This window comes from Klebsiella sp. K5-204 (assembly GCF_030128585.1).
Lineage (GTDB): Bacteria > Pseudomonadota > Gammaproteobacteria > Enterobacterales > Enterobacteriaceae > Klebsiella > Klebsiella quasipneumoniae.
Genome location: NZ_JAKUZS010000002.1, coordinates 19,323 through 41,755, shown reverse-complemented (window position 1 = coordinate 41,755; position 22,433 = coordinate 19,323). Strand labels below are relative to the sequence as shown.

The window sequence follows — 22,433 nt, the reverse complement described above, 5'->3', positions numbered from 1 at the left end:
AAGACACAGGGCGCGACAAGCTGTTGAACAGGCGACAAAGCGCCGCGCCGGGCCGGTGGCGGGAAATTGTCCTGTTTCGCACATTTGGTGGCGTTATTGTGCCGTTTGCGCAGGCCCCCGGCGCGGCCGGTTTACAGAAAATAATTATTTATCAAATAACTGCATAAAAAATCAAAGCTGGTATGTTCCCTGCACTTCTCTGCTGGCAAACACTCAACAACAGGAGAAGTCACCATGACCATGCGTCAATGCGCTATCTACGGTAAAGGCGGTATCGGTAAATCCACCACCACCCAGAATCTTGTCGCGGCCCTCGCCGAGATGGGTAAGAAAGTGATGATCGTCGGCTGCGATCCGAAGGCGGACTCCACCCGTCTGATCCTCCACGCGAAAGCCCAAAACACCATTATGGAGATGGCGGCGGAAGTGGGCTCGGTCGAGGATCTGGAGCTCGAAGACGTACTGCAAATCGGCTATGGCGATGTACGTTGCGCCGAATCCGGCGGCCCGGAGCCAGGCGTTGGCTGCGCCGGACGCGGGGTGATCACCGCCATCAACTTCCTCGAAGAAGAAGGCGCCTATGAAGAAGATCTGGATTTCGTCTTCTATGACGTCCTCGGCGACGTGGTCTGCGGCGGCTTCGCCATGCCGATCCGCGAAAACAAAGCCCAGGAGATCTACATCGTCTGCTCCGGGGAGATGATGGCGATGTATGCCGCCAACAATATCTCCAAGGGGATCGTGAAGTACGCCAAATCCGGCAAGGTACGCCTCGGCGGCCTGATCTGTAACTCGCGCAAAACCGACCGCGAAGACGAGCTGATCATCGCCCTGGCGGAAAAGCTCGGCACCCAGATGATCCACTTTGTTCCCCGCGACAACATTGTGCAGCGCGCAGAGATCCGCCGGATGACGGTGATCGAGTACGACCCGACCTGTCAGCAGGCCAACGAATATCGTCAGCTGGCGCAGAAGATCGTCAATAACACCAAAAAAGTGGTGCCGACCCCCTGCACCATGGACGAGCTGGAGTCGCTGCTGATGGAATTCGGCATCATGGAAGAAGAAGACACCAGCATCATTGGTAAAACCGCCGCTGAAGAAAACGCGGCCTGAGCACAGGATCCTCACCATGACCAACGCAACAGGCGAACGTAACCTTGCGCTCATCCAGGAAGTCCTGGAGGTGTTTCCCGAAACCGCGCGCAAAGAGCGCAGAAAGCACATGATGATCAGCGATCCGCAGATGGAGAGCGTCGGCAAGTGCATTATCTCGAACCGTAAATCGCAGCCCGGGGTGATGACCGTGCGCGGCTGCGCCTACGCCGGCTCGAAAGGGGTGGTGTTTGGGCCGATTAAAGACATGGCCCATATCTCGCACGGCCCCATCGGCTGCGGCCAGTACTCGCGCGCCGGACGGCGCAACTACTATACCGGCGTCAGCGGCGTCGACAGCTTCGGCACCCTGAACTTCACCTCTGATTTTCAGGAGCGCGATATTGTCTTCGGCGGCGATAAAAAGCTGAGCAAACTGATTGAAGAGATGGAGCTGCTGTTCCCGCTGACCAAAGGGATCACTATTCAGTCGGAGTGCCCGGTGGGCCTCATCGGCGATGACATCAGCGCCGTGGCCAACGCCAGCAGCAAGGCGCTGGATAAACCGGTGATCCCGGTGCGCTGCGAAGGCTTTCGCGGCGTCTCGCAGTCGCTGGGCCACCATATCGCCAACGACGTGGTGCGCGACTGGGTGCTGAACAACCGCGAAGGGCAGCCGTTTGCCAGCACCCCGTATGATGTCGCCATCATTGGCGATTACAACATCGGCGGCGACGCCTGGGCCTCGCGCATTCTGCTGGAAGAGATGGGGCTGCGCGTAGTGGCGCAGTGGTCCGGCGACGGCACCCTGGTGGAGATGGAGAACACCCCGTTCGTTAAGCTAAACCTCGTCCACTGCTACCGTTCGATGAACTATATCGCCCGCCATATGGAGGAGAAACATCAGATCCCGTGGATGGAATATAACTTCTTCGGCCCGACCAAAATCGCCGAATCGCTGCGCAAGATCGCCGATCAATTTGATGACGCCATTCGCGCCAATGCGGAAGCGGTGATCGCCAAATATGAGGGGCAGATGGCGGCCATCATCGCCAAATATCGCCCGCGGCTGGAGGGGCGCAAAGTGCTGCTGTACATGGGGGGGCTGCGGCCGCGCCACGTCATCGGCGCCTATGAGGATCTCGGGATGGAGATCATCGCCGCCGGCTACGAGTTTGCCCATAACGATGATTACGACCGCACCCTGCCGGACCTGAAAGAGGGCACTCTGCTGTTTGACGATGCCAGCAGCTATGAGCTGGAGGCCTTCGTCAAAGCGCTGAAGCCCGACCTCATCGGCTCCGGGATCAAAGAGAAATATATCTTCCAGAAAATGGGGGTGCCGTTCCGCCAGATGCACTCCTGGGACTATTCCGGCCCCTATCACGGCTATGACGGCTTCGCCATCTTTGCCCGCGATATGGATATGACCCTGAACAATCCGGCGTGGAACGAACTGACTGCCCCGTGGCTGAAGTCTGCGTGATTGCCACTTCACTGTCCCGTCAGTCCACCGATTTGTGGCGCGGGAGGAGAACACCATGAGCCAAACGATCGATAAAATTCACAGCTGTTATCCGCTGTTTGAACAGGATGAATACCAGACCCTGTTCCAGAACAAAAAGAGCCTTGAAGAGGCGCACGACGCGCAGCGCGTCCAGGAGGTATTTGCCTGGACCACCACCGCCGAGTATGAAGCGCTGAACTTCCAGCGCGAGGCTTTGACCGTCGACCCGGCCAAAGCCTGCCAGCCGCTCGGGGCGGTGCTCTGCGCGCTGGGGTTCGCCGGCACCCTGCCCTACGTCCACGGCTCTCAGGGCTGCGTCGCCTATTTCCGCACCTACTTTAACCGCCATTTTAAGGAGCCGGTGGCTTGCGTCTCCGACTCGATGACCGAGGACGCGGCGGTGTTCGGCGGCAACAACAACATGAATCTGGGCCTGCAGAATGCCAGCGCGTTGTATAAACCCGAGATTATCGCCGTCTCCACCACCTGCATGGCCGAGGTGATCGGCGACGATCTGCAGGCGTTTATCGCCAACGCCAAAAAAGAGGGATTTGTTGACGACAGTATCGCCATTCCTTACGCCCATACCCCCAGCTTTATCGGCAGCCATGTCACCGGCTGGGACAATATGTTCGAAGGGTTCGCGAAGACCTTTACCGCTGACTACGCCGGGCAGCCGGGCAAACTGCAAAAGCTCAATCTGGTGACCGGATTTGAGACCTATCTCGGCAACTTCCGCGTGCTGAAGCGGATGATGGCGCAGATGGATGTCCCCTGCAGCCTGCTCTCCGACCCTTCAGAGGTGCTCGACACCCCCGCCGACGGCCATTACCGGATGTACGCCGGCGGCACCAGCCAGCAGGAGATCAAAACCGCGCCGGACGCCATTGACACCCTGCTGCTGCAGCCATGGCAGCTGGTGAAAAGCAAAAAGGTGGTTCAGGAGCTGTGGAATCAGCCCGCCACGGAGGTGGCCGTTCCGTTGGGTCTGGCCGCTACCGACGCGCTGCTGATGACCGTCAGTCAACTGACCGGCAAACCGATCGCCGACGCCCTGACCCTTGAGCGCGGCCGGCTGGTGGACATGATGCTGGACTCCCACACCTGGCTGCACGGCAAAAAATTCGGCCTCTACGGCGATCCGGATTTCGTGATGGGCCTGACGCGCTTCCTGCTGGAGCTGGGCTGCGAGCCGACGGTGATCCTCAGCCATAACGCCAATAAACGCTGGCAAAAGGCGATGAAGAAAATGCTCGACGCCTCGCCATACGGCCAGGACAGCGAAGTATTCATCAACTGCGACCTGTGGCACTTCCGGTCGCTGATGTTCACCCGTCAGCCGGACTTTATGATCGGTAACTCCTACGGCAAGTTTATCCAGCGCGATACCCTGGCGAAGGGCAAAGCCTTCGAAGTGCCGCTGATCCGTCTCGGCTTTCCGCTGTTCGACCGCCATCATCTGCACCGCCAGACCACCTGGGGCTATGAAGGCGCGATGAACATCGTCACGACGCTGGTGAACGCCGTGCTGGAAAAACTGGACCACGACACCAGCCAGCTGGGCAAAACCGATTACAGCTTCGACCTCGTTCGTTAACCATCAGGCGCCCCGCCGCAGGCGGGGCCAGGAGGGAGTATGCCCATCGTGATTTTCCGTGAGCGCGGCGAGGCGCTGTATGCCTATATCGCCAAACAGGATCTGGAGGCCCGGGTGCTTCAGGTCGAACATGACGAGACGGACCGCTGGGGCGGCGCGATTGCCCTTGAAGGGGGACGTCGCTACTACGTCAATCCGCAGCCGGGGCGGCCGGTCTTTCCGATAAGCCTGCGCGCCACCCGCAGCACGCTGCTATAAGGAGCTGGAAATGTCCGATAACGATACCCTTTTCTGGCGTCTGCTGGCGCTGTTCCAGACGCTGCCGGAGCTGCAGCCGGTGCAAGTCGTCGACTGGCTGGCGCAGGAGTGCGGCGAAACCTTGACCCCGGCACGGTTAACCACCCTGACGCAGCCTCAGCTGGCCGCCAGCTTTCCTTCGGCGACGGCGGTGATGTCCCCGGCCCGCTGGGCGCGGGTCATCGCCTGCCTGCAGGGGGTGCTGCCCGGCCATTTGCGCATCGCCCGGTCACCCCAGCGGACGCCGCAGCTGCGGGTCGCCTTCTGTTCACAGGATGGCCTGGTCATCAATGGTCATTTTGGCCAGAACCGGCTGTTTTTTATCTATGCCTTCGATGACCAGGGCGGCTGGCTGGCGGATCTGCGCCGCTATGCCTCCCCTTCGGCGACGTCTGACGCCAGCGAGATGCGCGCCAGGCTGCTGGAGGATTGCCATTTGCTGTTTTGCCAGGAGATTGGCGGGCCTGCCGCCGCGAGGTTGATCCGCCATCAGATCCATCCGATGAAAGCGCCGCCGGGCACGACGATCCAGGCCCAGTGCGAGGCGATCAATACGCTGCTGGCCGGCCGTTTGCCGCCGTGGCTGGCGAAGCGCCTCAACCGGGATAACCCTCTGGAGGAACGTGTTTTTTAATCGTTGTGTTGTGCTTGTTGCCCGCCGACCCCGCGGGCTTTTTTTGTCCCTGCAGGGGACATCCTTTCTTTCAGCAAGGCAAGCGCCGCAGGACAGGGACAAAAGTGACCGCGGGGGATTAGGCGCATCAGGAAATGTTGTGCTGGTTGCCCGTCGACCCTGCGGGATTTTTTTTTGCCCCTGCAGGGACATCCTTTCTTTCAGCTAGGCAAGCGCCGCAGGACAGGGACAAAAGTGACAGCGGGGGGTTAGGCGCATCAGGAAAATTGGCGAGAACGCAGGCGCGCATCCAGGACTGGCCGCCAGGACGGCGGCCAGAGGGCGGTCGAGACAAGGATGTCGAGTCCGCCCGTTCCGCCAGATGAAGCCGGAGTGGAGCGGACCGCGCAGCGGCAATTTTCAGCGCCATGCGGGGGGTCATGGGGGGCGGGCGAAACGCCCCCCATGCCGTTCACCCGCAGAGGGCGCGATGAAATAGAGAGGAAGGTTGGTGAACGGAATATTCCACCTTATCGACGCTTCCCGTCATTCGCCAATATGCGGCAATACTGTCGCGGTAAATCCAGTTATCAGCGCGATAAATCATGCCTCCCCCCTGTCTGATTGTTGCCTTTGTCGCAAAGCCCACAACCCTTTTTCCTTAAAAATCAACCCCCCTCTCCCTGGAGCGCGAATTGCATCACCTCCCCGGTCTCCCACCGTCAACGAGGTCACTATGAAGGGAAAGGAAATTCTGGCGCTGCTGGACGAACCCGCCTGCGAACACAACCAGAAGCAAAAATCCGGCTGCAGCGCCCCTAAGCCCGGCGCCACCGCCGGCGGCTGCGCCTTCGACGGCGCGCAGATAACGCTCCTGCCCATTGCCGACGTCGCGCACCTGGTGCACGGCCCTATCGGCTGCGCGGGAAGCTCGTGGGATAACCGCGGCAGCGTCAGCGCCGGCCCGGCCCTCAACCGGCTCGGCTTTACCACCGATCTCAACGAACAGGATGTGATTATGGGCCGCGGCGAACGCCGCCTGTTCCATGCCGTGCGTCACATCGTCGACCGCTATCGCCCGGCGGCGGTCTTTATCTACAACACCTGCGTACCGGCGATGGAAGGCGATGACATTGAGGCGGTGTGCCAGGCCGCGCAGACCGCCACCGGCGTCCCGGTCATCGCCATTGACGCCGCCGGCTTCTACGGCAGCAAAAATCTTGGCAACCGGATGGCGGGCGACGTAATGCTCAGGCAGGTGATTGGCCAGCGCGAACCCGCCCCATGGCCGGATAACACGCCCTTTGCCCCGGCCCAGCGCCACGATATCGGCCTGATTGGCGAATTCAATATCGCCGGCGAGTTCTGGCAGGTCCAGCCGCTGCTCGACGAACTGGGGATCCGCGTCCTCGGCAGCCTCTCCGGCGACGGCCGCTTTGCCGAGATCCAGACCCTGCACCGGGCGCAGGCCAATATGCTGGTGTGCTCGCGAGCGCTGATCAACGTCGCCCGGGGGCTGGAGCTACGCTACGGCACGCCGTGGTTTGAGGGCAGCTTCTACGGGATCCGCGCCACCTCCGACGCCTTGCGCCAGCTGGCGGCGCTGCTGGGGGATGACGACCTGTGCCGCCGCACCGAGGCACTGATCGCCCGCGAGGAGCGAGCAGCGGAGCAGGCGCTAGCGCCGTGGCGCGAGCAGCTCCGCGGGCGCAAAGTGCTGCTCTACACCGGCGGCGTGAAATCCTGGTCGGTGGTCTCGGCCCTGCAGGATCTCGGCATGACCGTGGTGGCCACCGGCACGCGGAAATCCACCGAGGAGGACAAACAGCGGATCCGGGAGCTGATGGGCGACGAGGCGGTGATGCTTGAGGAGGGCAACGCCCGCACCCTGCTCGACGTGGTGTACCGCTATCAGGCGGATCTGATGATCGCCGGCGGACGCAATATGTACACCGCCTGGAAAGCCCGGCTGCCGTTCCTCGATATCAATCAGGAGCGGGAGCACGCCTACGCTGGCTACCAGGGCATCATCACCCTCGCCCGCCAGCTCTGTCTGACCCTCGCCAGCCCCGTCTGGCCGCAAACGCATGCCCGCGCCCCGTGGCGCTAGGAGAACACCATGGCAGACCTTATCCGTAGCGAAAAACCGCTGGCGGTGAGCCCGATTAAAACCGGGCAACCGCTCGGGGCGATCCTCGCCAGCCTTGGGCTGGCCCAGGCCATCCCGCTGGTCCATGGCGCCCAGGGCTGCAGCGCCTTCGCCAAAGTTTTCTTTATTCAGCATTTTCATGACCCGGTGCCCCTGCAGTCGACGGCCATGGATCCGACCGCCACGATCATGGGCGCCGACGGCAATATCTTCACCGCGCTCGACACCCTCTTCCAGCGCCACAGTCCGCAGGCCATTGTGCTGCTCAGCACCGGACTGGCGGAGGCGCAGGGCAGCGATATCGCCCGGGTGGTACGCCAGTTTCGCGAGGCGCATCCCCGCCATCACGGCGTGGCGATCCTCACCGTCAACACCCCGGATTTTTTTGGCTCCATGGAAAACGGCTACAGCGCGGTGATCGAGAGCATCATCGAGCAGTGGGTGGCGCCGACGCCGCGTCCGGGGCAGCGGCCCCGGCGGGTCAACCTGCTGGTCAGCCACCTCTGTTCGCCAGGGGATATCGAATGGCTGAGCCGCTGCGTGGAGGCCTTTGGCCTGCAGCCGGTGGTCCTGCCGGACCTCTCCCTGTCGATGGATGGCCACCTGGGTCAGGGGGATTTTACGCCCCTGACCCAGGGCGGCGCCTCGCTGCGCCAGATTGCGCAGATGGGCCAGAGTCTGGGCAGCTTCGCCATCGGCGTGTCGCTGCAGCGGGCGGCATCGCTCCTGAGCCAGCGCAGCCGAGGAGAGGTGATCGCCCTGCCGCACCTGATGACCCTCGACCACTGCGATACCTTTATCCATCAGCTGGCGAAGCTGTCCGGGCGCCGCGTACCGGCCTGGATTGAGCGCCAGCGCGGCCAGCTGCAGGATGCGATGATCGACTGCCATATGTGGCTGCAGGGCCAGCGCATGGCGATGGCCGCGGAGGGCGACCTGCTGGCGGCCTGGTGTGATTTCGCCCGCAGCCAGGGGATACAGCCCGGCCCGCTGGTCGCCCCCACCAGCCACCCCAGCCTGCGCCAGCTGCCGGTCGAGCGGGTGGTGCCGGGGGATCTGGAGGATCTCCAGCAGTTGCTGAGCCAGCAACCCGCCGATCTGCTGGTGGCTAACTCTCACGCCCGCGATCTGGCGGAGCAGTTTGCCCTGCCGCTGATCCGCGTCGGCTTTCCCCTTTTCGATCGGCTCGGCGAATTTCGCCGGGTCCGCCAGGGGTACGCCGGCATGCGCGACACGCTTTTTGAGCTGGCCAATCTACTGCGCGACCGCCATCACCACACCGCCCTCTACCGATCGCCGCTTCGCCAGGGCGCCGACCCCCAGCAAGCTTCAGGAGACGCTTATGCCGCCCATTAACCGTCAGTTTGAGATGGTCGACGCCGACGAGTGGTCGATGAAAGTCGCCTTCGCCAGCTCCGATTACCGCCATGTCGATCAGCATTTTGGCGCCACGCCGCGGCTGGTGGTCTACGGCGTCAAGGCGGATCGGGTCACCCTGCTGCGGGTGGTGGAGTTCCCGGTCGTCAGCGGCCATCAGACCGAGAAAATTGCCGAGCGCATCCACGCCCTGGAGGATTGCGTCACCCTGTTCTGCGTGGCGATTGGCGAGGCGGTTTTTCGCCAGCTGCTGCAGGTGGGCGTCCGCGCCGAACGGGTTCCCGATCAGACCACCATCCTCGGCTTACTGCAGGAGATCCAGCTCTCCTGGTATGAAAAAGCGCAGCGCCGCAGCGCGCGGCAACGCGATCCGCAGCGCTTTAACCGCCTGCTGGAGGAGCAGACGTGGCGGGAAGAGCCCGACCCGCAGCCCTGAGCCTGTCGTTTATGTGACAAAGCCCACAAAACGCCACAACAGTGTCGGCTCTGTCGGGGGCAGTTAACCCACCAGGTCATTAACAAATAAGGTTTTTATGCGTTGGTACCGCAATTGCTTGGGGAACAGTACCACCGCCAGTCTGCGGTGCACCGCGCCCCGGCGTTTTCGTCATCATCCCTGGAGCTGACAGCATGTGGAACTACTCCGAGAAAGTGAAAGACCATTTTTTTCATCCCCGCAACGCGCGCGTGGTCGACAACGCCAACGCGGTGGGCGATGTGGGTTCATTAAGCTGCGGCGATGCGCTGCGCCTGATGCTGCGGGTTGATCCGCACACCGAGATCATCGAGGAGGCCGGCTTCCAGACCTTCGGGTGCGGCAGCGCCATCGCCTCCTCTTCCGCGCTGACGGAGCTGATTATCGGCCACACCCTGACCGAAGCCGGGCAGATCACCAACCAGCAGATCGCCGACTACCTTGACGGCCTGCCGCCGGAGAAAATGCACTGCTCGGTGATGGGCCAGGAGGCGCTGCGTGCGGCTATCGCCCATTTTCGCGGCGAAAGCCTTGAGGAGGAGCATGAGGAGGGCAAGCTGATCTGTAAATGCTTCGGCGTCGACGAAGGACATATTCGCCGGGCCGTGGTGAACAACGGCCTGACCACCCTCGAGGAGGTGATCAACTACACCAAGGCCGGCGGGGGCTGTACCGCCTGCCATGAAAAAATTGAGCTGGCGCTGGCGGCGATCCTCGCCCAACAGCCGCCCGCCCCCCTGCCGGCGGAGACGGCCCACGATGCGCAGTGGCAAAGCGTGGTCGATACCATCAACGAGCTGCGCCCGCACATTCAGGCCGACGGCGGCGACATGACGCTGGTGAGCGTCACCCCGCGCCAGGTCACCGTCAGCCTCTCCGGCAGCTGCAGCGGCTGCATGATGACCGACATGACCCTCGCCTGGCTGCAGCAAAAGCTGATGGAGCGCACCGGAAGTTACATGGATGTGGTGGCGGCCCCGGCCGCGGTTAACTAACCCCAGGGGGACACAATGAAACCTGTTTATCTCGATAACAACGCCACCACCCGTCTCGACCCGATGGTTCTCGACGCGATGATGCCCTTTTTGACCGACTTTTACGGCAATCCCTCGTCGATTCACGATTTTGGTCTGCCGGCGCAGGCCGCCCTTGAACGGGCGCACCAGCAGGTGGCCGCTCTGCTCGGGGCCGACTACCCCAGCGAGATCATTTTTACCTCCTGCGCCACCGAGGCCACGACCACCGCCATCGCCTCAGCGGTGGCCCTGATGCCGGAGCGGCGCGAGATCATCACCAGCGCGGTCGAACATCCCGCCACCCTGGCGGTGTGCGAACAGCTGGAGCGCCAGGGATACCTGATCCACCGTATCGCCGTGGATCGGCAGGGCGCTCTGGATATGGCGCAGTTTCGGGCGGCGCTTAGCCCACGCGTGGCGCTGGTCAGCATCATGTGGGCCAATAACGAAACCGGCGTCATGTTCCCGGTGCCCGAGCTGGCGGAGCTGGCCCATGAGCAGGGCGCGCTGTTTCACTGCGACGCCGTGCAGGTGGTGGGCAAAATCCCGATGGCGCTCAGCCAGACGCGGATCGATATGCTCTCCTGCTCGGCGCATAAATTCCACGGCCCCAAAGGGGTGGGCTGCCTCTGGCTGCGGCGGGGAACGCGTTTTCGTCCGCTGCTGCGCGGCGGCCACCAGGCGCATGGCCGGCGGGCCGGTACGGAAAATATCAGCGGCATTGTCGGCATGGGCGCCGCCAGCGAGCTGGCGCAGGTCCACCTCCCGGGCATGGCGCAGATTAGCCAGCTGCGCGATCGCCTTGAACATCATCTCCTGAGCGCCATTCCGGCGGTAACGGTGATGGGCGGCAGCCAGCCGCGGGTGCCCGGCACGCTTAATCTGGCCTTCGAGTGCATTGAAGGCGAGGCGATCCTGCTGCTGATGAATCAGGCCGGGATCGCCGCCTCCAGCGGCAGCGCCTGCACCTCCGGCTCGCTGGAGCCGTCGCACGTCATGCGGGCGATGAATATTCCTTACACCGCGGCCCACGGCACCGTTCGCTTCTCCCTCTCGCGCTACACCCGGGAAAAAGAGATCGACTACGTCATCGCCGCCCTGCCTCCTGTTATCGACCGGCTGCGCGCCCTGTCGCCCTACTGGCGAAACGGCCAGCCGCTCCTGCAGGATGGCGCCTTCGCGCCGGTCTACGGTTAAGACGGAGAGACGACAATGGGACGCGTACTGATCAATGACACCACCCTGCGCGATGGCGAACAGAGTCCCGGCGTGGCCTTCCAGGCCAGCGAAAAAATCGCCATCGCCGAGGCGCTGTACGCGGCGGGGATCGAGGCGCTGGAAGTCGGCACCCCGGCGATGGGCGAGGAGGAGTGCGCCCGTATCCGGCTGGTGCGCCGTCAGCTTCCGGGCGCCACGCTGATGACCTGGTGCCGGATGCAGGCCGGCGAAATTCGCCTGAGCGCCGAGCTGGGCATGGACTGGGTGGATATCTCCATCCCCGCCTCCGACAAGCTGCGGCAGTACAAACTGCGCGAGAGCTTACCGCTGCTGCTGGAGCGGCTGACGGGTCTGATCCACCTCGCCCATACCCTTGGCCTGAAGGTCTGCATTGGCTGTGAGGACGCCTCGCGGGCCAGCGACGCGACGCTACGGGATATTGCCCGGCAGGCCGGCGAGGCGGGGGCTGCCCGTCTGCGCTATGCCGACACCGTCGGTATCCTCGACCCGTTTACCACCGCGGCGCAGATCGCCGCCCTGCGTAACGTCTGGCCCGGCGAACTCGAGATGCACGCCCATAACGATCTCGGGCTGGCCACCGCCAACACCCTCGCGGCGGTACGCGCCGGGGCCACCAGCGTGAACACCACCGTGCTGGGCCTGGGCGAACGGGCGGGCAACGCGGCGCTGGAAACGGTGGCGCTTGGGCTGGAGCGCTGCCTGGGCGTCGAGACCGGGGTGCGTTTCACCGCCCTGCCGGCGCTGTGCGAACAGGTGGCCCTCGCCACCCGCCGCCCTGTCGATCCCCAGCAGCCGCTGGTGGGCGAGCTGGTTTTTACCCATGAGTCCGGCGTGCACGTCGCGGCGCTGCTGCGCGACAGCGAGAGCTATCAGGCGATCGACCCCGCCCTGCTGGGCCGCGGCTATCGGCTGGTGCTGGGCAAACACTCCGGTCGCCAGGCGGTTAACGGCGTCTTCGACCGGATGGGCTATCACCTGACGTCAGCGCAAATTGACCAGCTGCTGCCGGCGCTCCGCCACTTTGCGGAAACCGGCAAACGCAGCCCGCGGGATGAAGAGCTGGCGGCAATCTATCACGCGCTCTGCGGCGCCGAAACGCTGCAGGCCAGGGGGTAAGCATGGAGTGGTTTTATCAGATCCCCGGCGTAGACGACCTGCGCTCCGCCGACGCCTTCTTTCAGTTTTTCGCCGTTCCCTACCAGCCCGAGCGTCTGGCCCATTGCAGCCTGCCGGTGCTGGCCGCCTTTCACCGTAAGCTGCGGGCGGAAGTGCCCCTGCTCAACCAGCTGGAGGAGAACCCGCGCGCCCACTGGCTGCTGGCGCGCCGGCTGCTGGCGGAGAGTTATCAGCAGCAGTTCGAGGAGAACACGCCATGAGACCCACATTTACCTTTAGCGAAGCGGTCCGCGTCGTGCGTGCCATCCGTAACGATGGCACCTATGCGGGCCTGCCGTCCGGCGCCCTGCTGGTGCGCCGGGGCAGCATCGGCTATGTCCGCGACTGGGGGGTATTCTTGCAGGACCAGGTCATCTACCAGGTGCACTTCCCGGAGAGCGACCGGATCGTCGGCTGCCGCGAACAGGAGCTGATTGCCGGCGATCGTCCCTGGCTGGCGGGGAATCTGCAGTATGGCGATAACGTCACCTGCCAGACGGCGCTGACGTTGCAGGGCGAAGTGGTGGTCAACATCGGTCAGCAGGGGCGTATTGAGGCCACCGATCGGGGCGAACGCGGGGACGGCTATATCGTCGACTTCGGCGGCCGCTGGTTCCAGGTTCCGGTGACCGCGCTGGCCCTGGCAGAGGAGGAAGAATAATGCAGCCATGGCAACGATTTGGCCGGCGGCGGCTGGCGCAGAGCCGCTGGAACTGCGAACCGGCGGCCATCGCCGCGGCGGACCGGGAGGCCTTCGAGGCGGCCTGGCAGCGTCAGGCCCGCGTGGAGCAGGCGCTGGTCGCCGAGGTCGCGGCGGAGGCGATCCCCGCCGCGCTACGGGAAGGCCTCGCCGCTTCGCTGCGCCTCTGGCTGGATGAGGGCGGATTTACGCCGCCGGAGCGGGCGGCGATCGTCCTGCACCATGCCCGGCTGGAAACCGCCTTCGCCGGGATTGCCAGCCAGGCGCCGCTGCCGGATCCCGCCGCGGTGCAGGCGTGGTATCTGCGGCACCAGGCGCAGTTTATGCGCCCGGAACAGCGGTTGACCCGCCATCTGCTGCTCACCGTCGATGGCGATGAGCAGGCGGTTTACTCGCGCATCCAGGCGCTTCATGGGCAAATCGCGGCCTCCCGCGAGGCGTTTGCGCCGCTGGCCCAGCGACACTCCCACTGCCCGAGCGCGCTGGACGGCGGGCGACTGGGGTGGATCGGGCGGGGGTTACTCTATCCGCAGCTGGAGGAGGCCCTGTTTGCGCTGACGGAAAATGCGCTGAGCGCGCCGGTGGCCAGCGAGCTGGGCTGGCACCTGGTATGGTGCGAAGCCATCCGCCCCGCCGCGCCGATGACGCCTGAACAGGCGCTGGAAAGCGCCCGCGATTACCTTATTCAACAGAGCCAGCGCCGCCACCAGCGCCAGTGGCTGGCTGAGATGTTAGCGCGCCAGCCGGGGCTGTGCGGGTAGCCGACAGGCCACCCGCCAGCGTCTACAGCAGGTGCGGTTTGATCTCCTCAAGCCAGGTCGCCAGACGCGTTTCGGTCTCGTCGAACTGGTTATCCTGGTCCAGCACCAGCCCGACAAACCGCTCCCCCTCCAGCGCCGATGAGGCGCTGAACTCATACCCCTCGTTCGGCCAGCTGCCGATCATTGTCGCCCCGCGGGCGCGCAGGGCGTCGTACAGCGGCCGCAGCCCGCTGGCGAAGTTATCGGGATAGCCGCGCTGATCGCCGAGGCCAAACAGCGCCACCGTTTTTCCCTGCAGGCTGACGTCGTCGAGGTTGCGGATAAACTCGGCCCACGACTCGCTCTCGCCCCCGGCCTCAAGGCCCGGCAGCTGGCCGTCGCCCAGCGTCGGCGTGCCCAGCAGCAGGGCCGGGTAGGCCAGCAGGTCCGCCAGCGTGGCGCGGTTAATATTGACCGGGGCGGCGGCGGCCTCCCCCAATTGCTTGTGGATCAGTTTCGCGATCTTGCGGGTTTTACCGGTATCGGTGCCAAAGAAAATGCCAATGTTCGCCATAGTACGCTCCTGTCGGAATGGTGTCGGAAATAGGGATTACCGCAGGGGTATTGCGAAGGCTGTGCCAGGTTGCCCTGCACCGTGACGGCTCATCCCTGCCCCAACAGGATCGCTTTCCGCCGCCGCAGCGCCCGCGCAAGGCGCCCCCGGCGGACCGAAAGGTAAAAATCAGCGGATTTTCCCCCTGTCGGATCAATGTTTCGTTCGGTCGTTTCGATAAGGGCGCACCGTTTGCATGGTTATCCGGGTTCGGCTCAGCCCGCCGCGATCCGCGCAGGGTGTCGGACAATTTGTCATAACTGCGACACAGGAGTTTGCGATGACCCTGAATATGATGCTCGATAACGCCGCGCCGGAAGCCATCGCCGGCGCGCTGACTCAACAACATCCGGGGCTGTTTTTTACCATGGTGGAACAGGCCTCAGTGGCGATTTCCCTCACCGACGCCAGCGCCAGGATCATCTACGCCAACCCGGCGTTTTGCCGCCAGACCGGCTATTCGCTGGCGCAATTGTTAAATCAGAACCCGCGCCTGCTGGCCAGCAGCCAGACGCCGCGCGAGATCTATCAGGAGATGTGGCATACCCTGCTCCAGCGTCAGCCGTGGCGCGGCCAGCTGATTAACCAGCGGCGGGACGGTGGCCTGTACCTGGTGGAGATTGACATCACTCCGGTGCTCAGTCCGCAAGGGGAACTGGAGCATTATCTGGCAATGCAGCGGGATATCAGCGTCAGCTATACCCTGGAGCAGCGGCTGCGCAACCATATGACCCTGATGGAGGCGGTGCTGAATAATATTCCCGCCGCCGTGGTGGTAGTGGACGAGCAGGATCGGGTGGTGATGGACAACCTTGCCTATAAAACCTTCTGCGCCGACTGCGGCGGCCGGGAGCTGCTCACCGAGCTGCAGGTCTCCCCAGGCCGGATGACGCCCGGCGTGGAGCAGATCCTGCCGGTGGCGATCCGCGGGGCCGCGCGCTGGCTGTCGGTGACCTGCTGGCCGCTGCCCGGCGTCAGCGAAGAGGCCAGCCGCTACTTTATCGACAGCGCCCTGGCGCGAACCCTGGTGGTGATCGCCGACTGTACCCAGCAGCGCCAGCAGCAGGAGCAGGGCCGCCTCGACCGGCTGAAGCAGCAAATGACCGCCGGCAAGCTGCTGGCGGCGATCCGCGAGTCGCTGGACGCCGCGCTGATCCAGCTGAACTGCCCGATTAACATGCTGGCGGCGGCCCGTCGGCTGAACGGCGAGAGCAGCGGCAACGTGGCGCTGGAGGCCGCCTGGCGCGAAGGGGAAGAGGCGATGGCCCGGCTCCAGCGCTGTCGTCCGTCGCTGGATCTCGAAAACCCCGCCGTCTGGCCGCTGCAGCCCTTTTTCGACGACCTGTGCGCCCTCTACCGCACCCGCTTCGATGCCGAGGGGCTGCAGCTGGACATGGCCTCGCCGCATCTGATCGGCTTTGGCCAGCGCACTCAGCTGCTGGCGTGCTTAAGCCTGTGGTTCGACCGCACCCTGGCCCTCGCCGCCGAGCTGCCTTCCGTCCCGCTGGCGATGCAGCTCTATGCCGAGGAAAACGACGGCTGGCTGGCGCTGTACCTGACCGACAACGTGCCGCTGCTGCAGGTGCGCTACGCCCACTCCCCCGACGCGCTGAACTCGCCGGGCAAAGGCATGGAGCTGCGGCTGATCCAGACCCTGGTGGCGCACCATCGCGGGGCCATCGAGCTGACTTCCCGGCCGCAGGGCGGCACCTGCCTGACCCTGCGTTTCCCGCTGTTTAACACCCTGACCGGAGGTGAAGCATGATCCCCGAATCCGACCCGGACACCACCGTCAGACGCTTCGACCTCTCTCAGCAGTTCACCGCCATGCAGCGGATAAGCGTGGTGCTGAGCCGCGCCACCGAGGCCAGCAAAACGCTGCAGGAGGTGCTCAGCGTATTGCACAACGATGCCTTTATGCAGCACGGGATGATCTGTCTGTACGACAGCGAGCAGGAGATCCTCAGTATCGAAGCGCTGCAGCAAACCGAGCAGCAGACTCTCCCCGGCAGCGCGCAGATCCGCTATCGTCCCGGCGAGGGGCTGGTGGGGACGGTGCTGGCCCAGGGGCAATCGCTGGTGCTGCCCCGGGTCGCCGACGATCAGCGTTTTCTCGACCGCCTGAGCCTCTACGATTACGATCTGCCGTTTATCGCCGTGCCGCTAATGGGGCCCAACGCCCGGCCCATGGGCGTGCTGGCGGCCCAGCCGATGGCGCGCCAGGAAGAGCGGCTGCCGGCCTGCACCCGCTTTCTCGAAACCGTCGCCAACCTCATCGCCCAGACCATCCGGCTGATGATCCTCCCGGCCTCCGCCACCCTGCCGGGCCGCCAGCCGCCGAAGGTGGAACGGCCGCCTGCCTGCTCGTCGTCGCGCGGGGTGGGCCTTGACAATATGGTCGGCAAGAGCCCGGCGATGCGCCAGATCGTGGAGGTGATCCGCCAGGTTTCACGCTGGGACACCACTGTGCTGGTACGCGGCGAAAGCGGCACCGGGAAAGAGCTGATCGCCAATGCCATCCACCACCATTCCCCGCGGGCTGGCGCCGCCTTCGTCAAATTTAACTGCGCGGCGCTGCCGGACAACCTGCTGGAAAGCGAACTGTTCGGCCATGAAAAAGGCGCCTTTACCGGCGCGGTGCGCCAGCGTAAGGGGCGTTTTGAGCTGGCGGATGGCGGCACCCTGTTCCTCGACGAAATTGGCGAAAGCAGCGCCTCGTTCCAGGCTAAGCTGCTGCGCATCCTGCAGGAGGGAGAGATGGAACGGGTCGGCGGCGATGAGACCCTGCGGGTGAATGTCCGCATCATCGCCGCCACCAACCGCCACCTGGAGGAGGAGGTCCGGTTGGGCCACTTCCGCGAGGATCTGTACTATCGCCTGAACGTGATGCCCATCGCCCTGCCCCCGCTGCGCGAGCGTCAGGAGGACATCGCCGAGCTGGCGCACTTTCTGGTGCGCAAAATTGGCCAGCATCAGGGGCGCACGCTGCGGATCAGCGAGGGGGCGATCCGTCTGCTGATGGAGTACAGCTGGCCGGGCAATGTTCGCGAACTGGAGAACTGCCTCGAACGATCGGCGGTGATGTCCGAGAGCGGCCTGATCGATCGCGACGTGATCCTCTTCACCCACCAGGAACGTCCGGCCAAAGCCCTGCCCGCCAGCGGGCCGGCGGAAGACAGCTGGCTGGACAACAGCCTGGACGAACGCCAGCGGCTGATCGCCGCGCTGGAAAAAGCCGGCTGGGTGCAGGCCAAGGCGGCGCGGCTGCTGGGGATGACGCCGCGCCAGGTCGCCTACCGGATCCAGATCATGGATATCACCCTGCCGCGTCTGTAAGCCACGGTGTCAGGTTCAGGACATTGTCGCCTGCGCGGCGGGAACGCGACAATATTTTGCCGCAGGGATGCGGAATAACACCTTTCTTTTCAGCATGATAAAAAATCCCTCTCTGGTATGCCCTTTGCAGCAGGAAGGTATCGCCCAACCAAGAAGGTACGACCATGACTTCCTGCTCTTCTTTTTCCGGCGGCAACGCCTGTCAGTCGGCGGACGCCAGCGCGTTAGCGCCGCGGGTGGCCGATAAGGTCGCCGCGCACCCCTGCTACTCCCGCAGCGGGCACCACCGTTTCGCCCGGATGCATCTCCCGGTCGCTCCGGCCTGCAATCTGCAGTGCAACTACTGCAATCGTAAATTCGACTGCAGCAATGAATCCCGCCCCGGGGTGTCTTCGACGCTGCTGACCCCCGAGCAGGCGGTGCTGAAAGTGCGCCAGGTGGCCCAGGCCATCCCGCAGCTGTCGGTGGTCGGCATTGCCGGGCCCGGCGATCCGCTGGCCAATATGACCCGCACCTTCCGCACCCTGGAGCTGGTCCGCGATCGGCTTCCGGACCTGAAATTATGCCTGTCGACCAACGGGCTGATGCTGCCCGACGCGGTGGATCGCCTGCTGGAGGTCGGTGTGGATCACGTTACGGTGACCATCAATACGCTGGATGCCGGCATCGCCGGACAAATCTACGCCTGGCTGTGGCTCGACGGCGAACGCTACCGCGGGCGGGAAGCCGGGGAGATCCTGATAGCCCGCCAGCTGGAGGGGGTCCGCAGGCTGACCAACGCCGGGGTGCTGGTCAAGATAAACTCGGTGCTGATCCCGGGGATCAACGACAGCGGCATGGCCGAGGTCAGCCGTTGTTTGCGGGAAAGCGGCGCGTTTATTCACAATATTATGCCGCTGATTGCCAGACCGGAGCACGGCACGGTCTTTGGCCTCAACGGCCAGCCAGAGCCGGACGCCGGGATGCTCGCCGCGATCCGCAGCCAGTGCGGGGCCGCGATGCCGCAGATGACGCATTGCCACCAGTGCCGCGCCGACGCCATCGGCATGCTGGGCGAAGACCGCAGCCAGCAGTTTACCCAGCTGCCGGACCCGGACAGCCTCCCCGACTGGCTGCCCATCCTCCATCAGCGCGCCGAACTTCATGCCAGCCTCGCCACCCGGGGAGAGTCGGAGGCCGATGATGCCTGTCTGGTGGCAGTGGCCTCCAGCCGCGGCGAGGTGATTGATTGTCATTTTGGCCATGCCGACCGCTTCTCGATCTACAGCCTGTCTGCCGCCGGCATGGTGCTGGTGGGCGAGCGCTTTACGCCGAAATATTGCCGCGGCGCGGAGGAGTGCGAGCCACAGGAGAACGAAGCCAGACTGGCGGCGCTTCTCGCGCTGCTCGCCGACGTGAAAGCGGTGTTCTGCGTGCGTATCGGCCATACGCCATGGCAACAGCTCGAGCGACAGGGCATTGAGCCGCAGGTGGACGGCGCGTGGCGGTCGGTCGCCGAGGTGCTGCCCGCCTGGTGGCAGCGGCGGCGACAGAGCCTGGCGGCATCGCGCCTGCGTCAGGGGGTCGCCTGATGGCGCCGGTCGACTGGTTGACCCGCCTGTGGCGACGGTATCACGCCGGAAAAGGCTGCTTTCCGCTGCGCATGGGGCTGAGCGTCGAGGCGTGGCTGGCCCTGCAGCAGCGGCTGGGCGAGGTGGCGACGCCGCTGGACAGCGAGGCGCTGAGCCGTCGCCGGCTGATGACGGAGCTGAATGCCACCCGCGACGAAGAGCGCCGCCAGCTGGCGCGATGGCTGGCGGAGTGGATCGCGCCGGGAGCCGAACCGATGGCGCCGATCGTCGCCGGGGCAGCGCTGGCGTTTAATCATCTATGGGAGGATCTGGGTCTGGATTCGCGGGCGGAACTGGGCCGGCTGATGAGCGACTGCTTTCCGCAGCTGGTGGCGCAGAACGTCCACCATATGCGCTGGAAGAAGTTCTTTTATCGCCAGCGCTGCCTGCAGTCACAGGGGGAGATCGTCTGCCGCTCGCCGAGCTGCGACGAATGCCTGGAGCGTAGCCTCTGCTTCGAACCGCCGCCGCAATAAACACCCCGCAGGTGCCCCTGCGGCTGCCCCCAAAATGCCCCTGTTTAACCGCTTTACGCGGATTTCTGCCGGGTGGCGCTTCGCTTACCCGGCCTACAAAGTCATCTACCTATCAGAAGGTTACTCAACATCCCAGGTCCGGCAAGCGCCGCGCCTCCGGGCAAGGACAGCGGGCGCAGTGCCGCTTCTGTGCCGGGTGGCGGCTACGCCTTACCCGGCCTGGAGTTCGTGCGACCTGTCGTTAATTTTTTCACCAGCCTTGCTGAAACTGCCGGTGCTGGCGGCCTCAAAATCGCTGAGACGTTCCCGGAAGGCCGGGGCAGCCCGCATGGATGCGGGCTGAGGGCCGTGTTTTGCACGGACGCTGCCTCGGCCCGACCCGCAGCCTGCAGAGATAAGTCGAGGGGACCGCGTAGCGGCGATTTTGCTGGCCGGAGCCCGGGGGTACAGGGGGCGGCGGCGACTGGCCGCCCCCTGTGCGCTCCCTGCACCGTAAGAGACATAACGCAGAAAATTAACCGGGAGCGCAATGTGCGCTGAAGCCACAGATAACATAAAGAACCAATCGGCGTTGCTTCCCCTCCCCCTGGCCCTCTCCCAGGGGAGACGGAGCTGTCCGGCCATCGTTTACGTGGCCAACATATTGCCGGGTGGCGGCTGCGCCTGACCCGGCCTACGGAGTCTGAGAACGTGGTAAACCGATAACAGTCTCCACCGCCGCCGCGCAATACATCAGGCTCCGTGCCCAATATGTTGCCGGGTGGCGCTTCGCTTACCCGGCCTACATAACCATTAAATTTCAGAAGATTAACCATCACCGTAGGCCCGCGCAAGCGCAGCGCCGCCGGGCAAAAAAGCAGGCCCAGACGCAGACAGCAGACGAAAAAAAAGCCGGAGGTTTCCCTCCGGCTTTTCTCATTCACATCACGCTACGCCTTACGCCACGTCTTCGTACTGCGGCACCGGGTTGCGGAAGCTTTTGGTCACGCAGGCCAGATAGACCAGACCGATACCGGCCCAGATCAGGCCCAGAATCATCGAGCTCTCTTCCAGGTTGACCCACAGCGCGCCGACGGTCAGGGCGCCGCACATCGGCAGGAACAGATACTGGAAGTGGTCTTTCAGCGTCTTGTTGCGTTTCTCACGGATCCAGAACTGCGAAATCACCGACAGGTTAACGAAGGTAAACGCCACCAGCGCACCAAAGTTAATCAGCGCCGTCGCCATCACCAGGTCGAAGTTAATCGCCAGCAGGGCGATAGCGCCGACCAGGATGATGTTCATCGCCGGGGTGCGCCAGGTCGGGTGCACATAGCCGAAGAAGCTTTTCGGGAACACGCCGTCACGGCCCATCACGTACATCAGACGCGCCACGCCAGCGTGCGCCGCCATACCGGACGCCAGTACGGTAATGGTGGAGAAGATCAGCGCGCCAACCTGGAAGGCTTTACCTGCCACGTAGAGCATAATTTCCGGCTGTGACGCATCCGGATCTTTAAAGCGCGAGATATCCGGGAAGTACAGCTGCAGGAAGTAGGTGGCAAAGATGAAGATCAGGCCGCCGATCAGCGCGGTCAGGAAGATCGCGCGCGGAATGACGCGCTCTGCATCTTTGGTCTCTTCAGACAGGTTGCTGATGCCGTCGAAGCCGGTAAACGAGAAGCACAGGATTGTCGCCCCGGTAATCATCGGGATCACGTGCGCGTCACCGGACCAGAACGGACGGCTGCTGGCCAGCGTACCGGCGCCTTCGCCGCCAAACACGCCATAAATCACCATGCCGAGGATAACGGCAATCAGCACCACCTGCAGCACCACGATCACAGTGTTGAAGTTGGCCACGGATTTAATGCTGCGCAGGTTAAAGGCGGTCATAAAGGCGACCAGCGCGATAACAAACACCCACGACGGAATCGAAGGCACCAGCGCTTCAAAATAGATTTTCGCCAGCAGAATGTTGATCATCGGCGCGAACAGGTAGTCGAGCAGCGAGGACCAACCCACCATAAAGCCAACGGTCGGGCTGATGGATTTCTGCGCATAGGTATACGCCGAGCCGGCGGACGGGTAACGACGTACCAGCTTGCCATAGCTCAGGGCAGTAAACAGGATAGCGATTAACGCAAAGGCGTAGGCCGTCGGCACGTGACCGTCGGTCATACCAGAGACGATACCAAACGTATCGAACAGCGTCATCGGCTGCATATAGGCCAGGCCCATCATTACAACCGGAACTAACGTAAGTGTTTTACGTAATTCCACGCGAGAGGTATTTGGAGTAGCGTTATGCGACATAGTTATCCCCTTTTACGGTGAACGCCAGCGCGTAAGCAAAAAATTGCCCCATTTCTTTCTATTCCTCAGCGACAACGACTGTCGGTTTTTAGTAAATATCTATCCGGTACGAAGCCCGGCCTCTTGGTATTGAATGATGTGTC

At 63.5% G+C, this 22,433-nt stretch carries 21 protein-coding genes; 18 read left to right on the top strand and 3 right to left on the bottom strand.

Translation table 11 applies throughout. The features are described 5' to 3' along the window. Positions 1 to 234 precede the first annotated feature (234 nt). From nifH to nifM, 14 genes are all read left to right on the top strand, one after another. A complete protein-coding gene (gene nifH / locus MKR05_RS05620; RefSeq protein WP_004203553.1) occupies positions 235 to 1,116 on the top strand; it encodes a nitrogenase iron protein in 882 nt (293 codons plus the stop codon). A 16-nt stretch (positions 1,117 to 1,132) separates the two neighbouring features. After that, a complete protein-coding gene (gene nifD, locus MKR05_RS05615) occupies positions 1,133 to 2,581 on the top strand; it encodes a nitrogenase molybdenum-iron protein alpha chain (protein WP_023290337.1) in 1,449 nt (482 codons plus the stop codon). A gap of 55 nt (positions 2,582 to 2,636) precedes the next feature. Next, positions 2,637 to 4,199 (top strand): nitrogenase molybdenum-iron protein subunit beta, encoded by a 1,563-nt coding sequence (nifK, locus tag MKR05_RS05610; protein ID WP_048297850.1) that lies wholly within the window; start codon positions 2,637 to 2,639, stop codon positions 4,197 to 4,199. A 39-nt stretch (positions 4,200 to 4,238) separates the two neighbouring features. Beyond that, on the top strand, positions 4,239 to 4,457 hold the full coding sequence (gene nifT / locus MKR05_RS05605; RefSeq protein ID WP_004203557.1) for a putative nitrogen fixation protein NifT: 219 nt from the start codon (positions 4,239 to 4,241) through the stop codon (positions 4,455 to 4,457). 10 nt (positions 4,458 to 4,467) lie between these two features. Then, positions 4,468 to 5,130 carry a NifB/NifX family molybdenum-iron cluster-binding protein gene (locus MKR05_RS05600; protein WP_130941710.1) on the top strand — a complete coding sequence of 221 codons (663 nt, stop codon included), beginning with the start codon at positions 4,468 to 4,470 and terminating at the stop codon, positions 5,128 to 5,130. A 715-nt stretch (positions 5,131 to 5,845) separates the two neighbouring features. Further along, positions 5,846 to 7,219, top strand: a complete 1,374-nt coding sequence (gene nifE / locus MKR05_RS05595) for a nitrogenase iron-molybdenum cofactor biosynthesis protein NifE (protein WP_032454924.1) — start codon at positions 5,846 to 5,848, stop codon at positions 7,217 to 7,219. A 9-nt stretch (positions 7,220 to 7,228) separates the two neighbouring features. Continuing rightward, positions 7,229 to 8,614: a nitrogenase iron-molybdenum cofactor biosynthesis protein NifN gene (gene nifN, locus MKR05_RS05590; RefSeq protein WP_284118192.1), complete on the top strand. Its 1,386-nt coding sequence runs from the start codon at positions 7,229 to 7,231 to the stop codon at positions 8,612 to 8,614. Then, positions 8,601 to 9,071 (top strand): NifB/NifX family molybdenum-iron cluster-binding protein, encoded by a 471-nt coding sequence (locus MKR05_RS05585; RefSeq protein WP_048297853.1) that lies wholly within the window; start codon positions 8,601 to 8,603, stop codon positions 9,069 to 9,071. Before nifN ends, MKR05_RS05585 begins: the two co-directional genes overlap by 14 nt. A 194-nt stretch (positions 9,072 to 9,265) precedes the next feature. Continuing rightward, entirely contained in the window at positions 9,266 to 10,105 is an 840-nt protein-coding gene (gene nifU, locus MKR05_RS05580) for a Fe-S cluster assembly protein NifU (protein ID WP_032454927.1), read from the top strand. Between the two features lie 15 nt (positions 10,106 to 10,120). After that, positions 10,121 to 11,323 carry a cysteine desulfurase NifS gene (gene nifS, locus MKR05_RS05575; protein ID WP_049015431.1) on the top strand — a complete coding sequence of 401 codons (1,203 nt, stop codon included), beginning with the start codon at positions 10,121 to 10,123 and terminating at the stop codon, positions 11,321 to 11,323. A 15-nt stretch (positions 11,324 to 11,338) separates the two neighbouring features. Beyond that, the gene (nifV, locus tag MKR05_RS05570) at positions 11,339 to 12,481 is read left to right on the top strand and encodes a homocitrate synthase (protein ID WP_065812882.1); all 1,143 of its coding nucleotides are present in this window, start codon (positions 11,339 to 11,341) and stop codon (positions 12,479 to 12,481) included. A 2-nt stretch (positions 12,482 to 12,483) separates the two neighbouring features. Beyond that, positions 12,484 to 12,741, top strand: coding sequence for a nitrogenase-stabilizing/protective protein NifW (locus tag MKR05_RS05565; RefSeq protein WP_023290346.1), 258 nt, complete (start codon positions 12,484 to 12,486; stop codon positions 12,739 to 12,741). After that, entirely contained in the window at positions 12,738 to 13,181 is a 444-nt protein-coding gene (locus tag MKR05_RS05560; protein ID WP_265899867.1) for a nitrogen fixation protein NifZ, read from the top strand. Before MKR05_RS05565 ends, MKR05_RS05560 begins: the two co-directional genes overlap by 4 nt. After that, a complete protein-coding gene (gene nifM, locus MKR05_RS05555) occupies positions 13,181 to 13,981 on the top strand; it encodes a nitrogen fixation protein NifM (RefSeq protein WP_284118193.1) in 801 nt (266 codons plus the stop codon). Before MKR05_RS05560 ends, nifM begins: the two co-directional genes overlap by 1 nt. Before the next feature lie 22 nt (positions 13,982 to 14,003). Here the strand turns inward: nifM and MKR05_RS05550 are convergent, their stop codons facing one another. Then, positions 14,004 to 14,534 (bottom strand): flavodoxin, encoded by a 531-nt coding sequence (locus MKR05_RS05550; RefSeq protein ID WP_284118194.1) that lies wholly within the window; start codon positions 14,532 to 14,534, stop codon positions 14,004 to 14,006. 319 nt (positions 14,535 to 14,853) lie between these two features. On the opposite strand from MKR05_RS05550, the gene nifL reads away from it, so the two are divergent. The 4 genes from nifL to MKR05_RS05530 all read left to right on the top strand — a co-directional run bounded on the left by nifL (position 14,854) and on the right by MKR05_RS05530 (position 19,995). Next, positions 14,854 to 16,338, top strand: a complete 1,485-nt coding sequence (nifL, locus tag MKR05_RS05545) for a nitrogen fixation negative regulator NifL (RefSeq protein ID WP_023290350.1) — start codon at positions 14,854 to 14,856, stop codon at positions 16,336 to 16,338. Further along, positions 16,335 to 17,909 carry a nif-specific transcriptional activator NifA gene (nifA, locus tag MKR05_RS05540; RefSeq protein WP_004203574.1) on the top strand — a complete coding sequence of 525 codons (1,575 nt, stop codon included), beginning with the start codon at positions 16,335 to 16,337 and terminating at the stop codon, positions 17,907 to 17,909. The genes nifL and nifA overlap by 4 nt, the downstream gene beginning before the upstream one ends. 164 nt (positions 17,910 to 18,073) lie before the next feature. Beyond that, complete coding sequence (gene nifB / locus MKR05_RS05535) at positions 18,074 to 19,480, top strand: nitrogenase cofactor biosynthesis protein NifB (protein ID WP_072413427.1); 1,407 nt, start codon at positions 18,074 to 18,076, stop codon at positions 19,478 to 19,480. Beyond that, positions 19,480 to 19,995, top strand: coding sequence for a nitrogen fixation protein NifQ (locus tag MKR05_RS05530; RefSeq protein ID WP_023290352.1), 516 nt, complete (start codon positions 19,480 to 19,482; stop codon positions 19,993 to 19,995). Before nifB ends, MKR05_RS05530 begins: the two co-directional genes overlap by 1 nt. A gap of 936 nt (positions 19,996 to 20,931) precedes the next feature. Here the strand turns inward: MKR05_RS05530 and plaP are convergent. Both plaP and yoeI read right to left on the bottom strand, forming a co-directional pair. Next, positions 20,932 to 22,290 carry a putrescine/proton symporter PlaP gene (gene plaP / locus MKR05_RS05525; RefSeq protein WP_004203583.1) on the bottom strand — a complete coding sequence of 453 codons (1,359 nt, stop codon included), beginning with the start codon at positions 22,288 to 22,290 and terminating at the stop codon, positions 20,932 to 20,934. Next, positions 22,280 to 22,342 (bottom strand): membrane protein YoeI, encoded by a 63-nt coding sequence (gene yoeI / locus MKR05_RS27025; RefSeq protein WP_096335043.1) that lies wholly within the window; start codon positions 22,340 to 22,342, stop codon positions 22,280 to 22,282. The genes plaP and yoeI overlap by 11 nt, the downstream gene beginning before the upstream one ends. Between the last annotated feature and the right edge of the window lie 91 nt (positions 22,343 to 22,433).

Bases quoted from the DNA above. Each gene is read 5' to 3' on its own strand.
- nifH (WP_004203553.1), top strand. From the start codon at position 235: ATGACCATGCGTCAATGCGCTATCTACGGTAAAGGCGGTATCGGTAAA.
- nifD (WP_023290337.1), top strand. From the start codon at position 1,133: ATGACCAACGCAACAGGCGAACGTAACCTTGCGCTCATCCAGGAAGTC.
- nifK (WP_048297850.1), top strand. From the start codon at position 2,637: ATGAGCCAAACGATCGATAAAATTCACAGCTGTTATCCGCTGTTTGAA.
- nifT (WP_004203557.1), top strand. From the start codon at position 4,239: ATGCCCATCGTGATTTTCCGTGAGCGCGGCGAGGCGCTGTATGCCTAT.
- MKR05_RS05600 (WP_130941710.1), top strand. From the start codon at position 4,468: ATGTCCGATAACGATACCCTTTTCTGGCGTCTGCTGGCGCTGTTCCAG.
- nifE (WP_032454924.1), top strand. From the start codon at position 5,846: ATGAAGGGAAAGGAAATTCTGGCGCTGCTGGACGAACCCGCCTGCGAA.
- nifN (WP_284118192.1), top strand. From the start codon at position 7,229: ATGGCAGACCTTATCCGTAGCGAAAAACCGCTGGCGGTGAGCCCGATT.
- MKR05_RS05585 (WP_048297853.1), top strand. From the start codon at position 8,601: ATGCCGCCCATTAACCGTCAGTTTGAGATGGTCGACGCCGACGAGTGG.
- nifU (WP_032454927.1), top strand. From the start codon at position 9,266: ATGTGGAACTACTCCGAGAAAGTGAAAGACCATTTTTTTCATCCCCGC.
- nifS (WP_049015431.1), top strand. From the start codon at position 10,121: ATGAAACCTGTTTATCTCGATAACAACGCCACCACCCGTCTCGACCCG.
- nifV (WP_065812882.1), top strand. From the start codon at position 11,339: ATGGGACGCGTACTGATCAATGACACCACCCTGCGCGATGGCGAACAG.
- MKR05_RS05565 (WP_023290346.1), top strand. From the start codon at position 12,484: ATGGAGTGGTTTTATCAGATCCCCGGCGTAGACGACCTGCGCTCCGCC.
- MKR05_RS05560 (WP_265899867.1), top strand. From the start codon at position 12,738: ATGAGACCCACATTTACCTTTAGCGAAGCGGTCCGCGTCGTGCGTGCC.
- nifM (WP_284118193.1), top strand. From the start codon at position 13,181: ATGCAGCCATGGCAACGATTTGGCCGGCGGCGGCTGGCGCAGAGCCGC.
- MKR05_RS05550 (WP_284118194.1), bottom strand. From the start codon at position 14,534: ATGGCGAACATTGGCATTTTCTTTGGCACCGATACCGGTAAAACCCGC.
- nifL (WP_023290350.1), top strand. From the start codon at position 14,854: ATGACCCTGAATATGATGCTCGATAACGCCGCGCCGGAAGCCATCGCC.
- nifA (WP_004203574.1), top strand. From the start codon at position 16,335: ATGATCCCCGAATCCGACCCGGACACCACCGTCAGACGCTTCGACCTC.
- nifB (WP_072413427.1), top strand. From the start codon at position 18,074: ATGACTTCCTGCTCTTCTTTTTCCGGCGGCAACGCCTGTCAGTCGGCG.
- MKR05_RS05530 (WP_023290352.1), top strand. From the start codon at position 19,480: ATGGCGCCGGTCGACTGGTTGACCCGCCTGTGGCGACGGTATCACGCC.
- plaP (WP_004203583.1), bottom strand. From the start codon at position 22,290: ATGTCGCATAACGCTACTCCAAATACCTCTCGCGTGGAATTACGTAAA.